Source organism: Amycolatopsis sp. NPDC058340 (genome assembly GCF_042723975.1).
In the GTDB taxonomy this organism is placed as follows: Bacteria; Actinomycetota; Actinomycetes; order Mycobacteriales; family Pseudonocardiaceae; genus Amycolatopsis.
The window spans coordinates 1-19759 of the sequence record NZ_JBHXIB010000058.1 but is presented as its reverse complement, the minus strand read 5'-3'; the positions used below and the strand labels follow the sequence as shown (position 1 = coordinate 19759).

20 protein-coding genes are annotated in these 19759 nt (G+C 70.3%); 8 read left to right on the top strand and 12 right to left on the bottom strand.

Translation table 11 applies throughout. From position 1 onward, the window contains the following. Positions 1-10 precede the first annotated feature (10 nt). Complete coding sequence (locus ACFWIW_RS36505) at positions 11-1531, top strand: exo-alpha-sialidase (RefSeq protein WP_378372653.1); 1521 nt, start codon at positions 11-13, stop codon at positions 1529-1531. A 56-nt stretch (positions 1532-1587) separates the two neighbouring features. Here the strand turns inward: ACFWIW_RS36505 and ACFWIW_RS36500 are convergent, their stop codons facing one another. From ACFWIW_RS36500 to ACFWIW_RS36480, 5 genes are all read right to left on the bottom strand, one after another. Beyond that, on the bottom strand, positions 1588-2997 hold the full coding sequence (locus ACFWIW_RS36500) for a DHA2 family efflux MFS transporter permease subunit (RefSeq protein WP_378372652.1): 1410 nt from the start codon (positions 2995-2997) through the stop codon (positions 1588-1590). Positions 2998-3086: 89 nt separating this feature from the next. After that, positions 3087-3554, bottom strand: a complete 468-nt coding sequence (locus ACFWIW_RS36495; RefSeq protein ID WP_037344187.1) for a hypothetical protein — start codon at positions 3552-3554, stop codon at positions 3087-3089. Position 3555: 1 nt separating this feature from the next. Beyond that, on the bottom strand, positions 3556-3828 hold the full coding sequence (locus tag ACFWIW_RS36490) for a DUF1905 domain-containing protein (protein ID WP_378372651.1): 273 nt from the start codon (positions 3826-3828) through the stop codon (positions 3556-3558). A 39-nt stretch (positions 3829-3867) separates the two neighbouring features. Further along, a complete protein-coding gene (locus tag ACFWIW_RS36485; RefSeq protein ID WP_378372650.1) occupies positions 3868-4374 on the bottom strand; it encodes a flavodoxin domain-containing protein in 507 nt (168 codons plus the stop codon). Positions 4375-4462: 88 nt separating this feature from the next. Then, the gene (locus ACFWIW_RS36480) at positions 4463-5671 is read right to left on the bottom strand and encodes a nitric oxide synthase oxygenase (RefSeq protein WP_378372649.1); all 1209 of its coding nucleotides are present in this window, start codon (positions 5669-5671) and stop codon (positions 4463-4465) included. 377 nt (positions 5672-6048) lie between these two features. Between ACFWIW_RS36480 and ACFWIW_RS36475 the strand changes: the two genes are divergently transcribed. Next, entirely contained in the window at positions 6049-7065 is a 1017-nt protein-coding gene (locus tag ACFWIW_RS36475; protein WP_378372648.1) for a CobW family GTP-binding protein, read from the top strand. Positions 7066-7240: 175 nt separating this feature from the next. Then, on the top strand, positions 7241-7516 hold the full coding sequence (locus ACFWIW_RS36470) for a hypothetical protein (RefSeq protein WP_378372647.1): 276 nt from the start codon (positions 7241-7243) through the stop codon (positions 7514-7516). Positions 7517-7554: 38 nt separating this feature from the next. Here ACFWIW_RS36470 and ligD read toward each other — a convergent pair whose 3' ends face one another. Genes ligD through ACFWIW_RS36455 form a run of 3 tightly spaced genes read right to left on the bottom strand, consistent with a single transcriptional unit; the run spans position 7555 to position 10829 of the window. After that, the gene (ligD, locus tag ACFWIW_RS36465; RefSeq protein ID WP_378372646.1) at positions 7555-8562 is read right to left on the bottom strand and encodes a non-homologous end-joining DNA ligase; all 1008 of its coding nucleotides are present in this window, start codon (positions 8560-8562) and stop codon (positions 7555-7557) included. Next, complete coding sequence (locus tag ACFWIW_RS36460) at positions 8559-9638, bottom strand: ATP-dependent DNA ligase (protein WP_378372645.1); 1080 nt, start codon at positions 9636-9638, stop codon at positions 8559-8561. Before ACFWIW_RS36460 ends, ligD begins: the two co-directional genes overlap by 4 nt. Before the next feature lie 39 nt (positions 9639-9677). Next, positions 9678-10829 (bottom strand): DUF1015 family protein, encoded by a 1152-nt coding sequence (locus ACFWIW_RS36455; protein WP_378372644.1) that lies wholly within the window; start codon positions 10827-10829, stop codon positions 9678-9680. Positions 10830-10940: 111 nt separating this feature from the next. On the opposite strand from ACFWIW_RS36455, the gene ACFWIW_RS36450 reads away from it, so the two are divergent. Beyond that, complete coding sequence (locus ACFWIW_RS36450; protein ID WP_378372643.1) at positions 10941-12461, top strand: MDR family MFS transporter; 1521 nt, start codon at positions 10941-10943, stop codon at positions 12459-12461. Positions 12462-12466: 5 nt separating this feature from the next. Here ACFWIW_RS36450 and ACFWIW_RS36445 read toward each other — a convergent pair whose 3' ends face one another. After that, the gene (locus ACFWIW_RS36445) at positions 12467-13357 is read right to left on the bottom strand and encodes a TIGR03854 family LLM class F420-dependent oxidoreductase (protein ID WP_378372642.1); all 891 of its coding nucleotides are present in this window, start codon (positions 13355-13357) and stop codon (positions 12467-12469) included. 137 nt (positions 13358-13494) lie between these two features. Between ACFWIW_RS36445 and ACFWIW_RS36440 the strand changes: the two genes are divergently transcribed. Continuing rightward, complete coding sequence (locus tag ACFWIW_RS36440; RefSeq protein ID WP_378372641.1) at positions 13495-14241, top strand: thioesterase II family protein; 747 nt, start codon at positions 13495-13497, stop codon at positions 14239-14241. Here the strand turns inward: ACFWIW_RS36440 and ACFWIW_RS36435 are convergent. Continuing rightward, complete coding sequence (locus tag ACFWIW_RS36435) at positions 14231-16942, bottom strand: helix-turn-helix transcriptional regulator (protein WP_378372640.1); 2712 nt, start codon at positions 16940-16942, stop codon at positions 14231-14233. The genes ACFWIW_RS36440 and ACFWIW_RS36435 overlap by 11 nt on opposite strands. A 112-nt stretch (positions 16943-17054) precedes the next feature. Here ACFWIW_RS36435 and ACFWIW_RS36430 point away from each other — a divergent pair, with 112 nt between their 5' ends. Together ACFWIW_RS36430 and ACFWIW_RS36425 are read left to right on the top strand one after the other, a co-directional pair. Continuing rightward, on the top strand, positions 17055-17651 hold the full coding sequence (locus tag ACFWIW_RS36430; protein WP_378372639.1) for a hypothetical protein: 597 nt from the start codon (positions 17055-17057) through the stop codon (positions 17649-17651). Next, complete coding sequence (locus ACFWIW_RS36425) at positions 17648-18160, top strand: YceI family protein (protein ID WP_378372638.1); 513 nt, start codon at positions 17648-17650, stop codon at positions 18158-18160. Before ACFWIW_RS36430 ends, ACFWIW_RS36425 begins: the two co-directional genes overlap by 4 nt. Here the strand turns inward: ACFWIW_RS36425 and ACFWIW_RS36420 are convergent, their stop codons facing one another. Both ACFWIW_RS36420 and ACFWIW_RS36415 read right to left on the bottom strand, forming a co-directional pair. After that, positions 18161-18592: a DUF6292 family protein gene (locus ACFWIW_RS36420; RefSeq protein WP_378372637.1), complete on the bottom strand. Its 432-nt coding sequence runs from the start codon at positions 18590-18592 to the stop codon at positions 18161-18163. Positions 18593-18692: 100 nt separating this feature from the next. Continuing rightward, positions 18693-19136, bottom strand: a complete 444-nt coding sequence (locus tag ACFWIW_RS36415) for a MarR family winged helix-turn-helix transcriptional regulator (RefSeq protein ID WP_073847073.1) — start codon at positions 19134-19136, stop codon at positions 18693-18695. 104 nt (positions 19137-19240) lie between these two features. On the opposite strand from ACFWIW_RS36415, the gene ACFWIW_RS36410 reads away from it, so the two are divergent. Beyond that, complete coding sequence (locus ACFWIW_RS36410; RefSeq protein WP_378372636.1) at positions 19241-19639, top strand: DUF5313 family protein; 399 nt, start codon at positions 19241-19243, stop codon at positions 19637-19639. Positions 19640-19759 lie beyond the last annotated feature (120 nt).

Sequence of the window (19759 nt, the reverse complement as noted above, 5' to 3'; positions counted from 1 at the left end):
AGTCACTCCCGTGAAGATCTCCCGCGTCGCACAGGGTCTGTTCGCGGCCCTCGTCGCCACCGCGGCGGTCGGCGCAGCCCCGGCCACCTCCCTCGCCACACCGGCCACCGGCGACCAGGTTTCGACCGCCGCCGTCGGGAACACGTTGGTGTACAAACAGAAAACAGAAGGTTACGACTGCTTCAGAATCCCCGCGATCGTCAAGGCGAACAACGGCGAGCTGCTCGCGTTCGCCGAAGGCCGCAACGGCGGCGCCAGCTTCTGCAACGACCGCGGCGACATCGATCTCGTCGTGAAACGCTCCGCCGACAACGGCAAGACCTGGAGCGCCCCAAAGGTCGTCATCGAAGGTTTCGGTGACACCAAAGGAAATCCGACGCCGATCGTGATCCCCTCCACCGGGCGGATCGTGCTGCTCTCGGTGATGGAATGCGTCAAGAACCCAGACTGCAACCGGATTCCGCGCGTCTCGATCAGCGACGACCACGGCAAGACCTGGACCGCACCGAAGGTCCTCACCACGCAGCTCGGGTTCAGCACGGCGCCGGGCTGGCTCGCGACCGGCCCGTCACACGGCATCGTGCTGACGCGCGGCGCGCACGCCGGCCGGATCGTCGCCGGGATGAGCTACACCGTCGACGGCAAGAACAGCGGCGCGCTGATCTACAGCGACGACCAGGGTGTCACGTGGAAACGTGGCGCCACCGACACCCCGGCGTCGACGGCCGGGCTCAACCCGCAGGAGATCAGCGTCACCGAACTGCTCGACGGGCGGGTCTACGCCGCGGCGCGCAACCAGGCCAACAACGACGACAAATGCCTCAGCGGTGGCGCGAAGAACCGTGCCTACGCCATCAGTTCCGATGGCGGGGTGAGCTTCTCCACGAAGTTCACCTTCGAGGAGGACCTGATCACGCCGGTGGTGCAGGCCTCGACCGCGCGGATGACCGCGACCGACAAGGCGGGCAAGTACAACCGGATCCTGTTCGCCGCGCCGTCGGTCTGCGACCGCCGCAAGGAACTCGTCGTGCGGTCGTCGTTCGACGAGGGCGCGAACTGGCAGGGCAACTCCGCCGGAACCCTGGTGTGGAGCGGTGATGCCGCGTACTCCGACATGGTCCAGCTTTCTTCGGGCTCGGTCGGCGTGCTCTACGAAGCCGGGCCGGCGGGCAACGCCAACGAAACCATCCGTTTCTCGACCGTCACCGAGACGACCCTCGGCGCCCCGGTGTGCGGCGGCGGATACGGCGTGATCGACTCGGCGCCCCTCGGGACGGCGGGCACGGTTTACCTGTCCTACAACGCTTCCAACGGACAGAACTGTGTCAGCACGATGAAGAGCGAAGCCGCGGGCACCGCGACCGCGACGTCGGCCTACCTCGAGGTGTCGGGGGCGTCCCGGATCACCGACTCCGGCTCGTTCTCGTGGTTCGCCGGTCCGGTGCGGGCGGCCGCGGCGGGCAAATGCGTGAAATGGGGCGGTTCCGCGGGCGGGGTCAAGTACGACAGCCCGTCCGAACACTGCGGCTGAGCACTGGGTCTCGTGAGTGGTAAGGACGGTTAGAACCGTCCTTACCACTCACGAGGTCATGCGCGGCGCGTCACCCACCAGAGCCTCGCGCCCAGCACCGCGGCGACGGCGGCCGCGGCGGTGAGCCACCAGAACGTCGCGCGGAACGCCGAATCCGCGCCCGCGGGCAACAGATTCGCCAGTACGACGGCGAACAGGGCCGTCCCGGCGGCCCCGCCCACCCGGCTGACGATGTTGATCTGCGCGGCGGCGTCGGGCAACTGGTCCTTGGTGACGGCCGCGTACCCGGCCGTCGTCGCGGGCATCAGCAGGAAGGCCACGGCGATTCCCCTGGCCAGCAACAGGATCTGCACGACGACACCGTCCGGAGGGAAGCCGCCGATCGCGAAGGGGACGGTGGTGGCGAGCGTCGCGACACTCCCCCAGGCGGCGACGAGGCCCGCGCCGTAGCGGTCGGTGAGCTTGCCGGAGATCGGCAACGCGATCGCCGAACCGACCCCGAGCCCCATCAGCAGCAGCCCCGTCTCGACGACCCCGTTCCCGCCCAGCACCTGGAAGTACAGCGGCAGCAGGAAAAGCGCGCCGAACAACGCGGGCGCGGCGAAGAAGGACAACGCGGCAGCGGCGGTGTAGACGCGGCTGGAGAACAACGTCAGGTCCAAGACCGGGTTCTCCCGGCCCCACGACCGCCGGACGAACAACGCCAGCAGCACGATCCCCGCCACGAGCGGCACCAGCACCCCCGCGCCGAATTCTTTGCCACCCTCACCCCAGGCGGTGAGCCCGTACAGCAGCGCCGGGATTCCCGCGCTCACCAGGACGAAACCGAGCCAATCGGGCCGGGTCGCCGCGCCCTTCGCACCGCGAGGCACCAGGCGCAGCCCGAGAACCAGCGCGATCACCCCGACCGGGATGTTGATCAGGAACAGCCATTCCCAGGAGAGGCCGCGCAGCAGAACCCCGCCGAGGACCGGGCCGAACGTCGGGCCGACGCTCATGACGATGCCCAGCGTCCCCATGACACGGCCGAGCCGGGTGGGTCCGACCGCCTGGCCGAGCACCGTTTGCCCGGCGGGCAGGAGCAGACCGGCGGCGAGGCCCTGCAGCACCCGCAGCCCGATCAGCCAGCCGATGTTCCCGGCGAGCGCGCACAGCACCGAAGCCACGGTGAACGCCGCCAGCGACACCAGCCAGACCCGGCCCGCGCCGAAGCGGCGGCTGAGCCAGCCGCACAACGGCAGCGCGACCGCCAGCGCGACCAGGTACGCGGTGAAAACCCATTGCACGGAAGCGATTCCGGCGCCGAGTTCACGCGTGAGCGTCTCGGCGCCGACCGCGAGGACCGTGGTGTCCAGCATGGTCATGAACGCGCCGAGCACGATCACCCAGGCCATCCGCCAGGCCTCGGCCGGCACCTTGTCCGGCGGCGGGACCGCGTTCGCCCGCCGTTCCAGCGAAACAGCCATCGGGATGTTCTCCTCACGTGCCCGGGGATCTTGACCCGGCTCACGCTAAGACCTCGACTTAACTCAAGGTCAAGTGAAGAACACCTCGATCACTTCGGCGGACGCAGCCGCGGGGAAAGCTTGGTGAGCGCCAATTCCTCCAGCCGGCTCGAGATCTCCGCGAGCCCGGCGTCGAACCGGTCCAGATCCACCCCCTTCTCGGACAGGTCTTCGCGAACGTGCTTCTCGACCTTCGCCCAGTCGTTGCGGTACCGGGTGGCGAGTTCCTTCCACGGCACACCGGCCAGCCCGGCGGTGAGGCCGCCGTCGTAGGCGAGCACGCCGCGCTCCATCAGGTACGCGATACCCGGGTATCCGAGGTACCCCTGCCAGTAGGACCCGTTGTCGTTGGCCGTGATCGATCCCGCGGCCGGATCGTGGCGGACGTCGTAGGTCTTGGCCTTGTCCGACGACGTGACGCGCGCCGTGTCACCGTCGATCTCGACCCGCCCGTCGGCCACCGCGCCGAGCGCCTCGTAGATCTTGATGACCGGGGACGGCTTCCATGCGGTGGCCAACTCAGCCCTCGAGCCGTTCGAGCAGGACGATGTCGACGGTGTCACCCTCCTCTTTGCCGATCGCCTTGCGCACGTCGGCCTTCACCGGCAGCTTGTGGGTGCCGTCCCCCAGCGCCATGAACGAGCTCCGGAACGGATGCCCGTCGATCGTCCCGCGCACCTTCACCAGCCCCCTGGTGCCGAAGAACTCGGCGGAGCCGGGCATGATCACGTACGTCCAGCCGCCCTTCTCCGGGCTCTTGAGCAGCTTCGCGGTGAACTGTTTCTTCTCCATGGAGCCACCCTACGACAGCGCACCGACGAAACCAGGCCCTCAGAGGGTGACTCGGATGCGCACGCGGCGGCCGACATCGCGGGCCCATGCCCGGATCGACGGCCAGTCGCGGAAATCGCCCGCCCACGGCCCCGCCGCCATGATCTTCCAGAACAGGCCGCTCGCGGTGTCCGGGGTGAGTTTTCCGCCGAAGGTGGCCGTGCGCTCGGCGTCGATCCTCGCGGCCAGCAGGGCGACCCCGGCGGGCAGGCTCACCCGTTTGCCCGCGGCGAGCGGCCCGCAAGGCCCGCTGTGGAACAGCCAGACGGGCCGGTCGCGAAGCGCCTCCTCGTGTTCGGTGAGCAGGCGGACCGCCTCCGGGCGCCAGCGCCGGTGATACAGCGCGCTTCCCACGATCACCGCGCCGTACGGCTCGACGTCCTCGACTTCGGCCGCGTCCAGCAAGTCGGCCGTCAGACCGCCGTCCCGCAGCTCGGTGGCGATCACCTCGGCGATCTCCCTTGTCCCACCGGATTTCCCGGCGTGAGCGACGAGCACTGCGGTCATGTCCCCATTCTCCGCGCGGCCGCAACCCGCGCCACCGTTCAGCCCATCGACACGCCGCATTCGGCTCACCTCTTCACCCGTCGGAGCGCTACCCGGGAGGCAGGAACGCCGGCCTCGCGGCCGGATCGGGTTCGTCGTAGTAGCGGTGGAACACGGCGGTCTGCCCGCCCGACAGCGGAGGGACGATCCAGCTCCACTCGGCCTGGCAACGCCGTCCCGCGCGCTCTTCCTTGGCGATATGCGTGAGGAACCGCCGCGATTCGGTGTGGTGGTCGGCGACGGTCACGCCCGCCGCGTCGAAGGAGTGCTGGACGGCCAGCGTCAGTTCGACCAGCGCGCGGTCGCGCCACAGGGTGCGCTCCGACTTCGTCGACAGGCCCATCAGATCGGCGATCACCGGCAGCAGGTCGTAGCGGTCGGTGTCGGCGAGGTTGCGCGCGCCGACCTCGGTGGCGAGGTACCAGCCGTTGAACGGTGCCGCGGGGTAGGTGAGGCCACCGATGACCAGCCGCATGTTGCTGATCGCCGGTACCGCGTGCCAGCGCAGGCCGAGTCCGGCGAACCAGCGGTGGTCGGGATGCGACAACGGGACCTCCAGCACGGCGTCCGGCGGCAGCCGGAACAGGCGCCGCTCCCCCGGTTCGGACTCGATGAGGAGCGGCAGAACGTCGAAGGAGCCCTTCCGTTCGGGCGGACGCCAGCCGAGCTCCCGGACGGTCTCGGTGAAGGCGGCGTGGCGCGGATCGCCCAGTACCGAGCCGTCGCCGAGGCGATAACCCGCGTACCGGACGAGCTGATCGTTGTGGATCTTCGGGCCGGGCCCCGCCGGGCCGTCCGGCGCGAACACGGTGATGGTCGAGCGGATCCGGCCGCCCCGGGTCGCCTCCCGCAGATGGGTGACGCACTCGTCGGCGATGGCGGCGGCGCCGACGACGTCACGGCGGTCCCGCACCTTCAGTCCCTGCCAGTACAGCCTGCCGATGCACCGGGCGGAGTTCCGCCAGGCCACCCTGGCGCCGAACTCGAGCTCGGCGGCCGTGTGCCGGTAGGTGCCGGTCGCGTCGATCTCGGCACGCACCCGATCGAGCCGCGCGTCCAGCCGCGCCTGCCCGCCGTCCGTTTCGGCGTGGAAGAGCCGGAGGAAGTCCTCGGCCTCCGCCAGGTCCACGCTCCGTTCCCGCGGCCGCACCTCCGGAGGCAAGCGAGGGATATCCGTCACCCGCATGGAGGCCGGCGCCACCTCGGCTTCCCACTCTCCGAATTCGACGCCGGCACCGGCGGCGGGAACGATCACCATTCCTCCTGCACTCGGAAATGCCCGGAGGATCCCGCCTGATCGGCGAGGCGGCCGGGTCCGGACCAGGCAAAAGACGATACCCCACAGAAACAGGGCCACTATCCACCAAATGGCAGAAGCTTCGAACTGGCTGACATTTCGGCAGGTAGAAAGCTTGCCGACGACAATATTTGGAATTGAGTAAGACTTCGCGGGATATTCACCGAGTTTCCCCGAACAAAACGATCACACGCGGCCAAGATCAGTTTTATGATCGTCCCTAATCACTCTTTCGAGCGTATTCGCACGCTGCCTCTTCTGCTCTTTCCCCGTGCCGGTGTATTGGCCCGCTTCCGCCGTCGCTAGAGTGCGGGGAGGTCCGAGGCGAAAGGAAAATCGTGGTCGACAGGCGGATTCCGGTCATCCTGGTCGCGGGCTTCCTCGGCTCCGGCAAGACCACCCTGCTCAACCACCTGCTGGCCAACCGGCAGGGTGCGCGGATCGGGGTCGTGGTCAACGACTTCGGCAGTATCGCGGTCGACGCGATGGCCGTCTCCGGCCAGGTCGACACCATGATGCCGTTCGGCAACGGCTGCCTGTGCTGCGCCGTCGACGCGAGCGGCCTCGATGCCATGCTCGCGAAGCTTTCCGAGGCCGAAGCCGGGATCGACGTCATCGTGATCGAAGCCAGCGGCCTCGCCGAACCGCGTGACCTCATCCGGCTGATGATCGCCAGCGAGAACCCCGCCATCGCCTACGGCGGCCTGGTCGAGCTCGTCGACGCCGCCGAGTTCGAGTCGACCAGGAAGCGGCATCCGGAACTGGACGAGCACCTCGGGTTCGCCGACCTCGTCGTGCTCAACAAGACCGACCGGGCCGACGAGGACACCCTGGCCAAACTGCGCGGCACGATCGACGAGATCGCGCCCGGCACGCCGGTGATCGCGACCTCCCACGGCCGGATCGACCCCACCCTGTTCTTCGACGCCCGGCCGCGTGAACGGGCGGGCCAGATGTCGTTCGACGACCTCCGCGAGGAGGAGCACGACCACGAGCACCACTTCCACACCGCGTACGACAGCGTCGCCTTCACCACCGAGCGTCCGCTGGACCCGCGAAGGCTGATGGACTTCCTCGAACAGCGCCCCGGCGGGCTTTACCGGATCAAGGGTTTCCTCGACTTCGGCCCGAACGGCCCGCGGTCCCGGTTCGGCCTGCACACGGTGGGCTCGTTCATCCAGCTGGACCGGTCGGCGTGGCCGTCCGGCCTGCCGCGCCGGAGCGAACTGGTGCTGATCGGTTCGGGGATCGACACCGGGGCCGTCACCGCGCGCCTGGAGCAGTGTGTCGCGGACGATCCCGAGGTCGTCGACGAACGCGGCATGCTGCGGGTCCTGCGGTTCATTCAGGACTGACCCGCCTCGGTGGCGAGTTACGCCTCCGAACACGCGAGTGCCGTCTCCAAACACGCGAGTTACGCCTTGCGAGACACGCCGAAGGCCGAAATACCGCGAATCGCGGCGCGTCTCCTTGACACTGATTTCCGGAAGGAATCTCGAGCTGGACCACCTGTATCGGGAGGACAGTTCCATGACGAACACCGCCGGACGCTGGTACCTGGTCGGCGCGCTGCCGGAGGACTCCCCCGCCGCGCACCTGATGACCCGCTCCGAAGACCTCCGGTACCGGCGTTCCGCCTGCGGGGACAAGGAATCCCGCCTGTGGACGCCGGTGGATCTCACCACCACCGACGTCGCCCCGTGCCCGCGTTGCGCCGCGACCCTGCCCGGCCACCGGCCCGCCCGCAAGGCCGCACCCGCCACCGTGAACACGCAACTCGCCTTCGACCTGCGTTTAGTCCTCTGAATGCGGTAGTTGCGCGCGCAAGGACCGCATTCAGAGGACTAAACGCCTTCTTTCTTCGCCCGGCTCGGCGCCACCCGGGGCGGCTCGTTCGGCATCTTCGGGTAGACGGGCGGCCAAGGCGCGTCCATGAGGCCGTTCGCCATGTCCTTCCTGGACATTTCCAGCAGCGGCTCGATCGACTGCGGTTCCGTTGCGGCCCAAGGGTCTCCGCGTTCGGCGAGACGAGCGGGCACAGTGGACAGGGTGAGCTTGTCCGGCTCGACGGTCTCCAGTTCGTCCCAGCCGATCGGCGTCGACACCTGCCCGCCGACCCGCGGCCGCACGCACCACGCGCCGAACACCGTCTTGTGCGGCGCGTTCTGGTTGAAGTCGACGAACACGCGGGAGCCGCGTTCTTCCTTCCACCACTGCGCCGTCATCTCCTCCGGATGGCGGCGTTCGAGCTCGCGGGCGAGCGCGACGGCGGCCGCGCGGACCTCGTAGGCGTCCCACTTCGGTTCCAGTGGCACGTAGAGATGCAGGCCGCGCGAGCCCGAGGTCTTCAGCTGCGCGGTGATGCCCAGCTCGTCGAGCAACGCCTTCGTGAGGACGGCGCCGTGCCGCAACTCGGGGAACCCGATCCCCGGTGACGGGTCGAGGTCGACGCGCAGCTGGTCGCTGATGTCCGGCGCGTCGGCCCGGTTCGGCCAGACGTGGAAACCGAGGCAGCCCTGGTTCACCGCCCAGATGACGTGCGCGAGGTCCTTCGCCACGAGAGCGTCCGAAGTGGTCCCGTTCGGAGTGGACACCACCGTCGTGGTCAGCCAGCCGGGAGCGTTCTTCGGGACCCGCTTCTGGAACCACGACTTCCCGCCCGCACCGTCGGGATAGCGTTCCAGCAGCAGGGGCCTGTCCCCGAGTTGCGCCAGCAGCGGGACCGAGACCGCGCGGTAGTACTCGACGAGGTCCAATTTGGTCTCGCCGTGTTCCGGGAAGTAGACCTTGCCCGGATTGGACACCGTGAACTCGACACCGTCGAGGTCCAGCGTGACCGGCTCCGCTTTCATCTTTCCCCCAGCTCGGTGAACAAGGTGGCCAGCTCGGCGGGCGGGACCTCTTCGAGCTGCGCGTACGTGCACGAGGCCGGGTCACGGTCGGGGCGGAAGCGCACGAGCCTCCCGCCATGCCGGAACCGCGTGCCCTCGACGTGTTCGTAGCGGACCTCGGCGACCCATTCGATGCGGACCGGCTCCCAGCTCAGGTCCTTCTTCGGCGCCCACCGGCTGCCCGCGCCGGGCATCCGCCCACCCGCCTCCTCGTGGGCCTCGGCCCACTCGCGCCAGGGATGGTTCTCCAGCGCGTTCTCCCGCAGCGGCGCGAGCTCGTCCACCAGCTCACGGCGCCTGGCGGCGGTGAAACTGCTGGCCACGCCCACGTGGTGCAGGACGCCTTCGTCGTTGTAGAGCCCGAGCAGCAGCGAACCGACCCCGGCGCCGTCCTTGTGCCACCGGAATCCGGCGACGACGCAGTCCGCGGTGCGCTGGTGCTTGACCTTCCACATCACCCGCTTGTCCTGTTCGTACGGCGCGTCGGCGGGTTTGGCCATCACTCCGTCGAAGCCCGCGCCCTCGAAGCGGGTGAACCAGTCCTGCGCGACGTCGGGATCTTCGGACAACGGGGTGAGGTGCACCCGGGCGAACTTCGTGTCGACCACGCTTTCGAGCAGTTTCCGCCGCTCCGCGAACGGTTCCGGCGTGAGATCCCGCTCGTGAAGGGCGAGCAGGTCGAACACGACGAAACTGGCCGGTGTCTCCTCGGCGAGTTTGTTCACGCGGGACGCCGCCGGATGCAGCCGCAGCTGGAGCGCCTCGAAATCGAGCCCGCCCTCGGTGACCAGCACGATCTCGCCGTCGACGACGCAGCGCTCGGGCAGCGCGTCCTTGAGCAGCTCGACCAGCTCCGGGAAGTACCTCGTCAGCGGCCTGTCGTTACGCGAGCCCAGCACGACCTCGTCGCCGTCGCGGAAGACCACGCAGCGGAAGCCGTCCCACTTCGGCTCGTACAGCAGCCCCGGCGTGCGCGGCAGTTCGTGCACGGCCTTGGCCAGCATCGGCTTGACGGGCGGCATCACGGGCAGTTCCACGAGGCGATCCTAAGCCGCGCCACCGACAAAAGCGCGACGTCAGAGCTCGGCCAGCAGGAGCCCGCTACGCGGTTTCGGCGTGAAATAGGTGGCCTTCCTCGGCATCCGCGACCCGGCCGCGTGCACGGCGAGCACCTCCGCGTACGGGACCGGGGCCAGCAGCAGCACCGCGTCCGCGTCTTCGGGCACCGGCACGCCGGGCAGCAGGGGGCGCACGTCCGGCCCCTCCGGATCGACGCCGAGCGCCGCGCGGAGCAGCTCCTGCTCGACCACCGCGTGGTCACCGCCCGCCTTGCCGAGCGACACCCGGAACGCCGACTCGCCGGCCAGCACGGTCACCTCCCCCGCCTCGGACGGCGGCGCCGCCGGGCCGGGGTGGACGTCGTACCCCGCTTCCTTCCAGCACCGGACCAGGGTGTCCGCGTCGAGACCGGTGCCGGCGAGCACCCGGTGGATGGGCCCGATCCGCAGCCCCGGCCCACCCGTGACCAGCGCCAGCAGCGCGCCGCGCCCTGAGGCCGCGGCGGCCGCGACCCGGTGGTTGCCGTCCGCGACCAGGAGATCGAGACCGTCCAGGGTCGCCAGCAGCCGGTCCTGGTCTTCGCCGGGACCGGTGAGCCACAGTTCGTGCTTGCGGCCCGCGCCGTCCACTGTGGACAAGGTGGGCACCCGGCCCCGGCAGATCCGTTCGATCAGCGCGGTCAGCCCGCGGCCGCCGGTGGCGGGGACCAGCATCGCGGCGCTCGTCGCGACACCGAGCCCGGCGAGCATCGCGGCCCGTTCCGCGACGACGTCCGGATAGACGTCCTCGGTGTGCCGGACCCTGGTCACGCCGTCGTCCCGGACCGCGGCGGGGTCGACCAGGCAGAGCACGCCCAGCGCGACCCCGTCCGGCCCGTCGATGCGATACGGCGCGACCACGGCGGAGACCGGGCGATAGTGCCGCTCCCGGATCCGCTCGAACGTCGCCCTGGCCTGCGGCAGCGCGGCCTCGATCGAGAGCCCGCCCGCCAGCGCGGCCGGGGTCCTCGCCGGATGCTGGACCGCCAGCAGGCTGTCGCCGCGGGCCCCGGCGAGCGCGGCGGCCACCCGGTCCGGGTCGGCGAACTCGTCGACGTCGGGCCCCGGGACGGTGTCGCGGACTACCCAGCCACGATCGATCGGGCGGATCCAGGTGCTCATCCGATCCATTTTGCGGGATAGCTCACGGAAAAAATCGGTCCCATGACCGGGTGTCTCCGTGGAATGCTTACCCATGCGAAGTAGTTGACGTCGTTCATGAGCCTGAGGAGACCGTCACAGATGACCACCCCGGCCCCGGTCACCGCGAAGGAAGGGGTCGGTTTCCGGTCCGAACGCGGCCCCGTCCTGATCGCCGTGATGCTGTGTTCCGGCCTGATCGCGCTGGACTCGACGATCATCGCCACGGCGGTGCCCTCGGTGGTCGCCGATCTGGGCGGGTTCTCGCAGTTCCCGTGGCTGTTCTCGATCTATCTGCTGACCCAGGCGGTCACCGTCCCGCTGTACGGCAAATTCGCGGACGTCCTCGGCAGGCGCCCGGTGATGTTCTTCGGCATCGCGGCGTTCCTCCTTGGCTCGGTGCTGTGCGGCGCGGCCTGGAGCATGCCGGTGCTGATCGCCGCCCGCGCGGTGCAGGGCATCGGCGCCGGCGCCATCCAGCCGATCGCACTGACCATGGTCGGCGACATGTACACCGTCGAGGAACGCGCCAGGGTGCAGGGCTACCTCGCCAGCGTGTGGGCCATCTCGTCGGTGGTCGGGCCGACGCTGGGCGGGGTGTTCGCCGAGTACCTCGACTGGCGCTGGATCTTCTTCATCAACCTGCCGCTCGGCGCGCTGGCGGCGTGGATGCTGTTCCGGAACTTCCGCGAGCGCGTCGACCGCCGCTCGCACCGCATCGACTACCTCGGCGCCACGCTGCTCACCCTCGGCTGCTCGCTGCTGATCCTCGGCCTGCTGGAGGGCGGGGTCGCCTGGGGCTGGGCGTCCGCGCCGAGCCTGGCGATCTTCGGCGGCGCGGCGGTGCTGCTGGTGGCGTTCGTGTTCGTGGAACGCAAGGCGGAGGAGCCGGTGCTGCCGCTGTGGATCTTCACCAAACGGACACTGATCGGCGGCAACCTGGTCGCCGTCGTCGTCGGCATGCTGCTGATGGGCCTGACGTCGTATCTGCCGACCTTCTCGCAGGGCGTGCTCGGCACCGGCGCGCTCGTCGCCGGATTCGCGCTGGCGGCGCTGACCGTCGGCTGGCCGATCTCGGCGTCGCTGGCCGGCCGGATCTACATGCGGATCGGGTTCCGGGACACCGCGCTGATCGGCAGCGGGGCGGTCATCGCGGGCGCGGCGCTCACGGTGTTCCTCGCCGCGGGGTCGTCGATCTGGCTGGCGGCCGCGGCCGCGTTCGTCCTCGGGCTGGGACTGGGGCTGGCGTCGAGCCCGACGCTGATCGCGGTGCAGTCCACCATCGGCTGGGAACGCCGCGGTGTCGTCACCGCGACCAACATGTTCAGCCGTTCGTTGGGCAGCGCCGTCGGCGTGGCGATCTTCGGCGCGATCGCGAACGCCACCCTGGCGAACCGCTTCGCCAACCCTCCCGCCGGGGTCACCGGCCTGCCGTCCGGCGTGGACGCGACCAGTGTCGTCCTGGAGGGCAACGGCCCGGAAACCCCGACGACGACGTTCGTGCGCGGCGCCCTCGCGGACGCCACGCACCACGTCTTCCTGGCGATGCTGGTGGTCGCCGTGCTCAGCGTCGGCGCGTTGCTGCTGATGCCGCGGCGGACCGAAGAGCTGAAGTTCGACTGAGCGCCTCAGTTCTGCAGCGGGACGGCGTGCTCGGCGAAGTTCTCCAGGAACCGCTCGATCGGCTCCGGCCCGGCCGGGTACAGCACGAACTTGCTCAGCCCGGCGTCGATGTGCTCGGCGATCAGGTCGCGGGCGGCGCTCCAGCCGTCCGCGATCAGCCGGGACGGATCCGCGCCGGACCGTGCCGAGACCGAAGCCGCGAGCGCGTCCGGGATCCCGTCCTCCGCGACGAGGAGGCTGATCCCGAAGTGGTCGGCCTCGATTTCCCGGCCCGCCTCGGCGGCCGCCTCCTGGATCGCCTCGCGGCCGGCCCGCGCCTCCTCCGGCGTGAGGAAACTGGCCAGCCAGCCGTCCGCGAGCCTGCCGACCCGCCGCAGCGCGCCGGGCGCCTTCCCGCCGAGCCAGAGATCGAGCCGTTTCAGCGGGGTGAGGCCGAGACCCACGCCCTCGACGCGGAAGAACTCGCCCTCGAAGGTCACTTCCTCCTGTTCCAGCAAGGCCCTGATCAGCCGCAACGACTCGTCGAACACCGCGGCGCGGCGGCCTTGCGGCACCGGGAACAACGGCAGTTCCGCGTCGCGCGCGGGCTTCAGGCCGAAGACCGGGAGCACCCTTTTCGGCGCGAGCGCGGCGAGAGAGGCGAGCTGTTTGGCGACCAGCACCGGATCACGGCCCGGCAGCACCATCACCCCGGTGCCGACCTTGAGTTTCGTGGTGCGGGCGAGCGCGTGCGTCAGCCCGACGACCGGATCGATCCTCGGCGAGTACACCGCCTCGGGCAGCCAGAGCGAATCGACGCCCGCCCGCTCCAGCAGATCGACCGCGGCGCCGAACTCACCGGGCCCCGTCCCGGTCCCCAGCCCCACGCCGATCCTGATCTTCAGGTCCTCCGCCACATCCGCTCCCTTCCACCGAGCCCGGTGTCCAGTGTTCCCAGCGTGAACAACCCCGCACAAGCATGGACGCATTCCGCGAATCCCCCGTACATTCCAGTGTCGTGCGGGTCGTTCCCGCGCGGATTGGGGGATTTTCGATGGCAGGACGTGCTCTGAGCAGTTGGACGCGCTGCTTCCATCCGGCGCCGTCGGCCGGGATGCGGCTGCTCGCCTTCCCGCACGCCGGTGGTTCCGCGAGCGCGTACCGCTCGTTTTCGGCCGCCCTCTCACCCACCGTCGAGGTGCACGCCGCCCAGTACCCGGGGCGGCAGGACCGGATGGGCGAGCCGGTCATCGACGACCTGCACGTCCTCGCCGAGCAACTGGTGGACGTCGTCGCCGCGTTCCCGGCACCCTTCGCCCTCTTCGGCCACAGCATGGGCGCCATCGTCGCCTTCGAGGTCGCACGGCGGCTCGAAGCGCGCGGCATCGTGCCGGCGGCGATGTTCGTCTCGGCCCGCCGCGGCCCGGACATCCACAAGGAGAAGGCGCACCACCTCGCCGACGACGACACCTTTCTCAAGGAGGTCAGCCGTCTCGGCGGCACGGACCCCACGATCTTCGACGACCCGGACATCCGCTCGCTCGCGTTGCCCGCGCTGCGCGGCGACTACAAGGCCGTCGAGACCTATCGGTACCGGCCCGGACCCGACGTGAGCTGCCCGATCGTGGCGCTCGCGGGCGACATGGACCCCGTCCTGGAGGTACCGGACGCCGAAAACTGGCGCGAACACACCAGCGGCTCCTTCGAGCTGGAAGTGTTCCCAGGCGGGCACTTCTTCCTCGACGAAAACCTGGACGCCGTCGCCGCGCGCGTCCTCGGCAAGCTGACCGTCAGTCCCTGAGACCTTCCCTGCTCGCCCACGCGACGACCTCGGTCCGGTTCGCCAGGCCCAGTTTCGCCAGAATGCTCCGGACGTGGCTTTCCACCGTACGTTCGGAAAGCACCAGTTTCTCGGCGATCCGGCGGTTGCTCAGGGCGTCGGCGAGCAGGGCGACGATCTCGCGTTCCCGCCCGGTGAGCGGGTCCGCGGCACGGCGTTCGGCGCGGATCCGGTCGAGCAGCGCCGCGGCCCGCGCGAGCGGTCCCGGCATGGCCAGCCGCCGGAACTCGTCGAGGGCCTCACGCGCGATCCCTTGCGCACGACCGAAATCGCCCATGGCGACCAGGGCTTCGGCGAGCAGCAACCGCGTCTGGGCGACGCCGGGCCGTGCGCCGATGCCTTCGTTGACCGCGATGGCCTGCTCGGACAACCGCGCCGCCTCGTCGTGGCGGCCGAGCAGGGCGTTGAGCCGGGCGGGGTGTTCCAGGCTGGATCCGGTGCCGAAGACACCCGCGCCGCCTGCCACGATCGGACGCACCTCTTCGAGGCGCCGCAACAGGTATTCCGCCATCTCGACGTCTCGAAAGGCCTCGACCAGCGGCACGAGATTGGGCAGCGCGCCGGTGGCGTGCAGTGCGAACTCCGGGCTCCGCACCAAGGGGATCAGCTGTTCGTACCGGACCCGCGCCTCGTCGAGTTCGCCCGCGAGCAGGCTCAGCAACGGCCGCGAGACCAAGGTGACCGGCAGATGCGGCGCCCGGTCCAGCAAACCCGCGTAGTCCCTTCGCAGGTCGCAGGGATCACCCGTGAGCAGCACGAGCTGGGTGCGGAACGCGTAGGACATCCCTTTCGCGGAGAAATCGTCGGCGAGTTCGGTGTCCGCCAGTTCCTCCGCCGCGACGTCGAGTTCGCGCGCCCCGGCCAGATCCCCGCGCAACGCCAGCACCGAACAGCGCAGCCGCAGGTCGTGCCAGCGGATCAGCGGCAGTCTCGTCAGCCGCGCCAGCGTGGTCACCGCGACGAGTTCGTCGTCGACGAGCGCCATCCGCCCGTCCGCCAAGGCCGCGTCGATCCGCCATTTGTGGCCCCACAAGGAAACCAGCGGCTGCCCGGTACGCGAGCCCAGCTCGGCGGCCAGCGCGCCGAGCCGCAGCCGTTCGGACAGCGGCAGTTTCTCCGGAGCGACCTTCATCCGGGCGCGGACGGCGTCGACCAGCGCCTCCGGATCGCCTGATTCCTCGGCGAGCGCGAAGGCTTCGTCGGCGAGTTTCTCCGCGTCGGTGAACCGGCCGTAGTCGGCTTCCACCGACGCGCTGTGCGCCAGCAGGCGGGCCCGCGTCGTCCGGTCGACCCCGTCGGCGGCGAGCGCGCGGACGGCGAGGTCGCGGATGCCGGGCAGAAGATCCGGCGCCGCGACGTCGCGGACCACCAGCGCCGCGCGGGCGATCAGCCCCGCGTCGGCGGCGAGCCGGGCGTGGTCGAGACTTCGCGCGAACCGGCCCGTCCGGTACTCGGCGACGGCGAGATCGAGGAGCAGCCCGGCACGGTCCACTTCGGACAGTCCGGCCTTCGCGCGGGCGTCGAGCGCCATCGCGAGGAAACGCGCCGCTTCGTCGAAGGCCAGTGCCCGGTTCGCTTCCGCCGCCGCGAGCGCCGCCCACTCGGCCGTCTTCCCCGGCGCGGTCGCCGACCGCAGCCAATGCCCGGCGACCGTCCCGGCGAGCGCGGGTTCACGCCGGGCACGCGCTTCGAGGGCGGCCGCGGCGCGACCGTGCAAAGCTTCCCGTTCGGCCTGGCCGAGATCCGCGTAGATCCCGTCGCGGACCACGGCGTGCGCGAACCGGCCGGAACCCAGCACCCCGGCCTTTTCGGCCTGATCGAGCCCGTCCGCGACCTCACCCACCGACAGGCCGGACACCTCCGAGAGCAGGGCGGCGTCTACGTCCTCACCGAGCACCGCCGCGATGGCGAGCAGCCGCCGCACCTCCGGTTCGAGAGCGGCCACCGCGGTGCGCACGAGGTGGCCGAGTTCCGCTCCACCGGCCGAACGCGCGATCGCGCCGAGGTAGAGCGGATTCCCGCCGGAGCGGCGATATGCCTCGCGTGCTTCCTCCTCCGGCAGTCCGGTGAGCAGCGCCCGCGCGTCGGACTCGGCCAGCGGCGGCAGCGAGATGCTCCGTGCGCCCGGACGGCGCAGGAGATCCGGGAGGGCCGCGTCCAGCGCGGGCGTGTGCCCGGTGTCCCGGTGCGTCGCGACCACGGCCAGCTTCGAGCGCCGCAACTCCCCCGCCAGATGCCGCAACAGCCGCAACGACGCCTCATCGGCCCAGTGCAGGTCTTCGAGGACGACGACCAGGCCCGCCGGTTCCGCCGCGGCCACCAGCGCGTCCGCCGCGGCGGCCACCAGCCGGAACCGCGCCGCCTGGACGTCGCCGGCGCCCTCGGTCTCGGCGAAAGCGGTCTTCACCGCCGAATCGACCGACGGCAGCGCCTCGACGACGCGGCGCCACGGCCACAGCGGCGGCGCACCCGGATCGTCGGCGCACCTGCCCCACACGACAGTGGACACCGCGGCCGTCGCTTCCTCGACCAGCCGGGTCTTGCCGATCCCGGGCGGGCCCGAGACGAGCACGAGCCCGCCGGAACCCAGGGCGGCGTCGGCGAGCCTGCCGCGCAGAGTCGCCAGTTCGCCTTCCCGGCCCACGAACGGTTCCCGGTTCACGCAAGGAGTATCGCTCTCCGGGCCCGATTCCGTACCGCCCTGCGTACTGGCACTGATGTCCGGCGGCCGCCGGGAGCGCACAGTCGGCACGTCCGACGGGAAAGGAAAGCCCATGTACGCCACCGTCCACCAGTTCCGGCGTTCGCACGCCGACGAGTCCGCGGGCTGGGGCCACGCCCTCGCCGCCGAACTCCATCCCGGCACCGGGTCGCCGGGCACCTGCACCCTCGCCCAGGTCGGCGGCTTGAGCGGGCTCGTGGTCGCGTTGTGGCGCGACCGCGGATCCGCGCTCGCCGCCGCCGACCGCCGCGTCTCCCACGTCATCGACGCCCGCGTCTACGCGGTCGCCGACGTCGAAAGCGGCGCGGCCGAGCCCAGGATCGCGCAGGCGACCTGGTTCGACCGGCCGCTCACCCAGGCACAGGCCGACGCCGCCCGGTTCGGCGGGCGCGAGCGGATTTTGCCTGCCGTGCGCGGGCTCGACGGGGTCGGTGGCTTCTACGTCCTGACCGCCGAGGACCGGTCCAGCCTCATTCTCGGCTTCACCGAGTCGATCGAGGCGATGGAGAGCGTCCAGAAGACGATCATGAGCACGGAATTGCTGCCCGGTGAGGATCCCGCGCTGTTGCCGGGCCCGGACCGGGTCGACGTCCACCGCGTGCTCCACACGTCCCTGCCCTCGCTCGGCCTGGTGGGTGAGCCGCGATGACCGCCGGGACGTCCGCACGGGTCGGCACCTGGACCGTGCTCGCCGACCGGACCTCGGCCACGTTCACCGTCCGGAACTTCGGGTTCCGCGTGGTCCACGGCTCGATCCCGGTCACTCTGGGCTCGGTGCGGGTCTCCGCGGCCGGCGTCGTCGCCGTCGAAGCGGCACTGGACCTCGACAAGATCGACACCGGGAACGCCAAACGCGATGCCGACCTGCGTAAACCCGGTCTGCTGGCGATCGACGCGCAGCCCGTGCTGACCTTCGCGGCGGACCGGGTCGGCGAAGGCCCGGAGGGGTGGTCGGTCGAAGGCACTCTCGGCGCACGCGGCGAGTCCTGTCCCCTCACGGTGACCGCGACCGGGCCGGACGACAACGGCGACGGCACCTGGCGGGTGCTCGCCGGGGCCGTTCTCGACCGGCGGGCGATCGGTATCCGGGCGCCGAGGTTCCTGATCGGCAGGGAGATCACGATCGCGCTCGACGTGGTCCTCTCCCCGCCGGAGTGATCAGGCCCAGGCGGCGAGCTCCTTGGCGAGGGAGGACGGTCCGGCGGCGGTGCGCAACGCCGGCGGACCGGGCCAGCAGTCCTGGTGGTCGCCGGTCCGCAAGGTCTCGGCGAACCTGGCGACCAGGCGCGGATGCGACGCCACCGTGCGGCCACCGAGGTAGGCGACGACGACGTGGTGGTCGTCGTCCGCGTGCGTCGCCACGGCGGCCGACCAGCCGTGCTCTTCGTGCCACATCAGGTCGGCGTCGCGTTCGGGGAAGCCGGGGAGGCGCCAGTTCAGCCTCAGCCGGGCGGTGACCGGACCGGTGAGGTCGACCGTGCCCGACTCCCTGCGTATCCCCAGTGCCGCAGCCACGTCCTCCAGGTAGGCGTTCAGCCTGGTCATGAGCTCCAGACCTGCTTCCGTCGGCGCGGGGGTCGAGGTGGTCACGGTCCCTCATCTTCCTGTCACTGTGTGCTGGCGTGACGGGAATTACCCACCCCGGCGCGGCTTCACACCCTCATTTCGTCACACCCCGGTTTCGGTTCGCTCAAGCCGTGGCTTCGATGACCCGGGTGAGGGCCTTGTGCAGCGCTTCCAGCTCGGAGACCTCCATGCCGAGCTTCTCCACGACGCGATACGGGATCTTCTCCGCCTCCGCGCGCAACGCGCGACCGGATTCCGTCAGCTCGACCGTGAGCAGGCGCTCGTCCTCGGAGCTGCGCCGGCGCGTGACGTAACCGATCGTCTCCAGCCGCTTGAGCAGCGGGGACAGCGTCGCGGGTTCGGCGCGCAGGGCGACGCTCAGGTCCTTGACCGCCTGCGGGCCCCGCTCCCACAGCGCCAGCATGACCAGATACTGCGGATGGGTGAGCCCATGGGGTTCGAGCAGCGGACGGTAGATGGCGATGACGCTGCGCGACGCGACCGACAGCGCGAAACACACCTGACGCTCCAGCGCGAGCGGATCCTCGCCCAGATCGATCGACTTCATCCGGCACCCCTCCGAGTCCATACCGCCGATCCTAGCCGCGACGCTAATATTTAGCGTACTAATCATTAGTGTACTGTGGCGGCATCGACGGAAGGAGTCGCCCGATGCCCCGCAAGCGCCCGGACGTGTTCCGCTGGCTGTGGTACTCACTCGGCGGCAGGCTGCCCGAGCGCTACCACGACTGGATCCTCCACGACGCGACCACCGGCAGCTGGCGTTGGCGGCACGTCGCCCGCAGCACCGTGATGATCGCCCCGCTCTGCGCGGTGTGGCTGCTCCTGCCCGGCCCGCTCCCCCTGCGGCTGGCGATCGTGCTGATGGCCGCGCTCGTGGCGTACTTCTACTCGATGGCCTACATGGAGGAGAGCATCGAGCACCGGCTCGCCAAGAACGGCTTCCCGCCGGGTATCGGGCGCCGGACCCGCGCGGAGGCTTCCGCGGCCGCGGAAGCCGAGGTGACCGAGCGGTACCTGGCGCGGTACCGGGACCAGGCGGGCTCCTGATCCCCTTTCCTTGGCCGGGCTCCCGTCGCCGCTCCGTGCGTTGGCGAAAACCCATTAGACACCGTGGGAGTTTTGGGAGAGGGGTGTCCGACCGGCACCCCCGGGGCTCTAGAGGGGCGG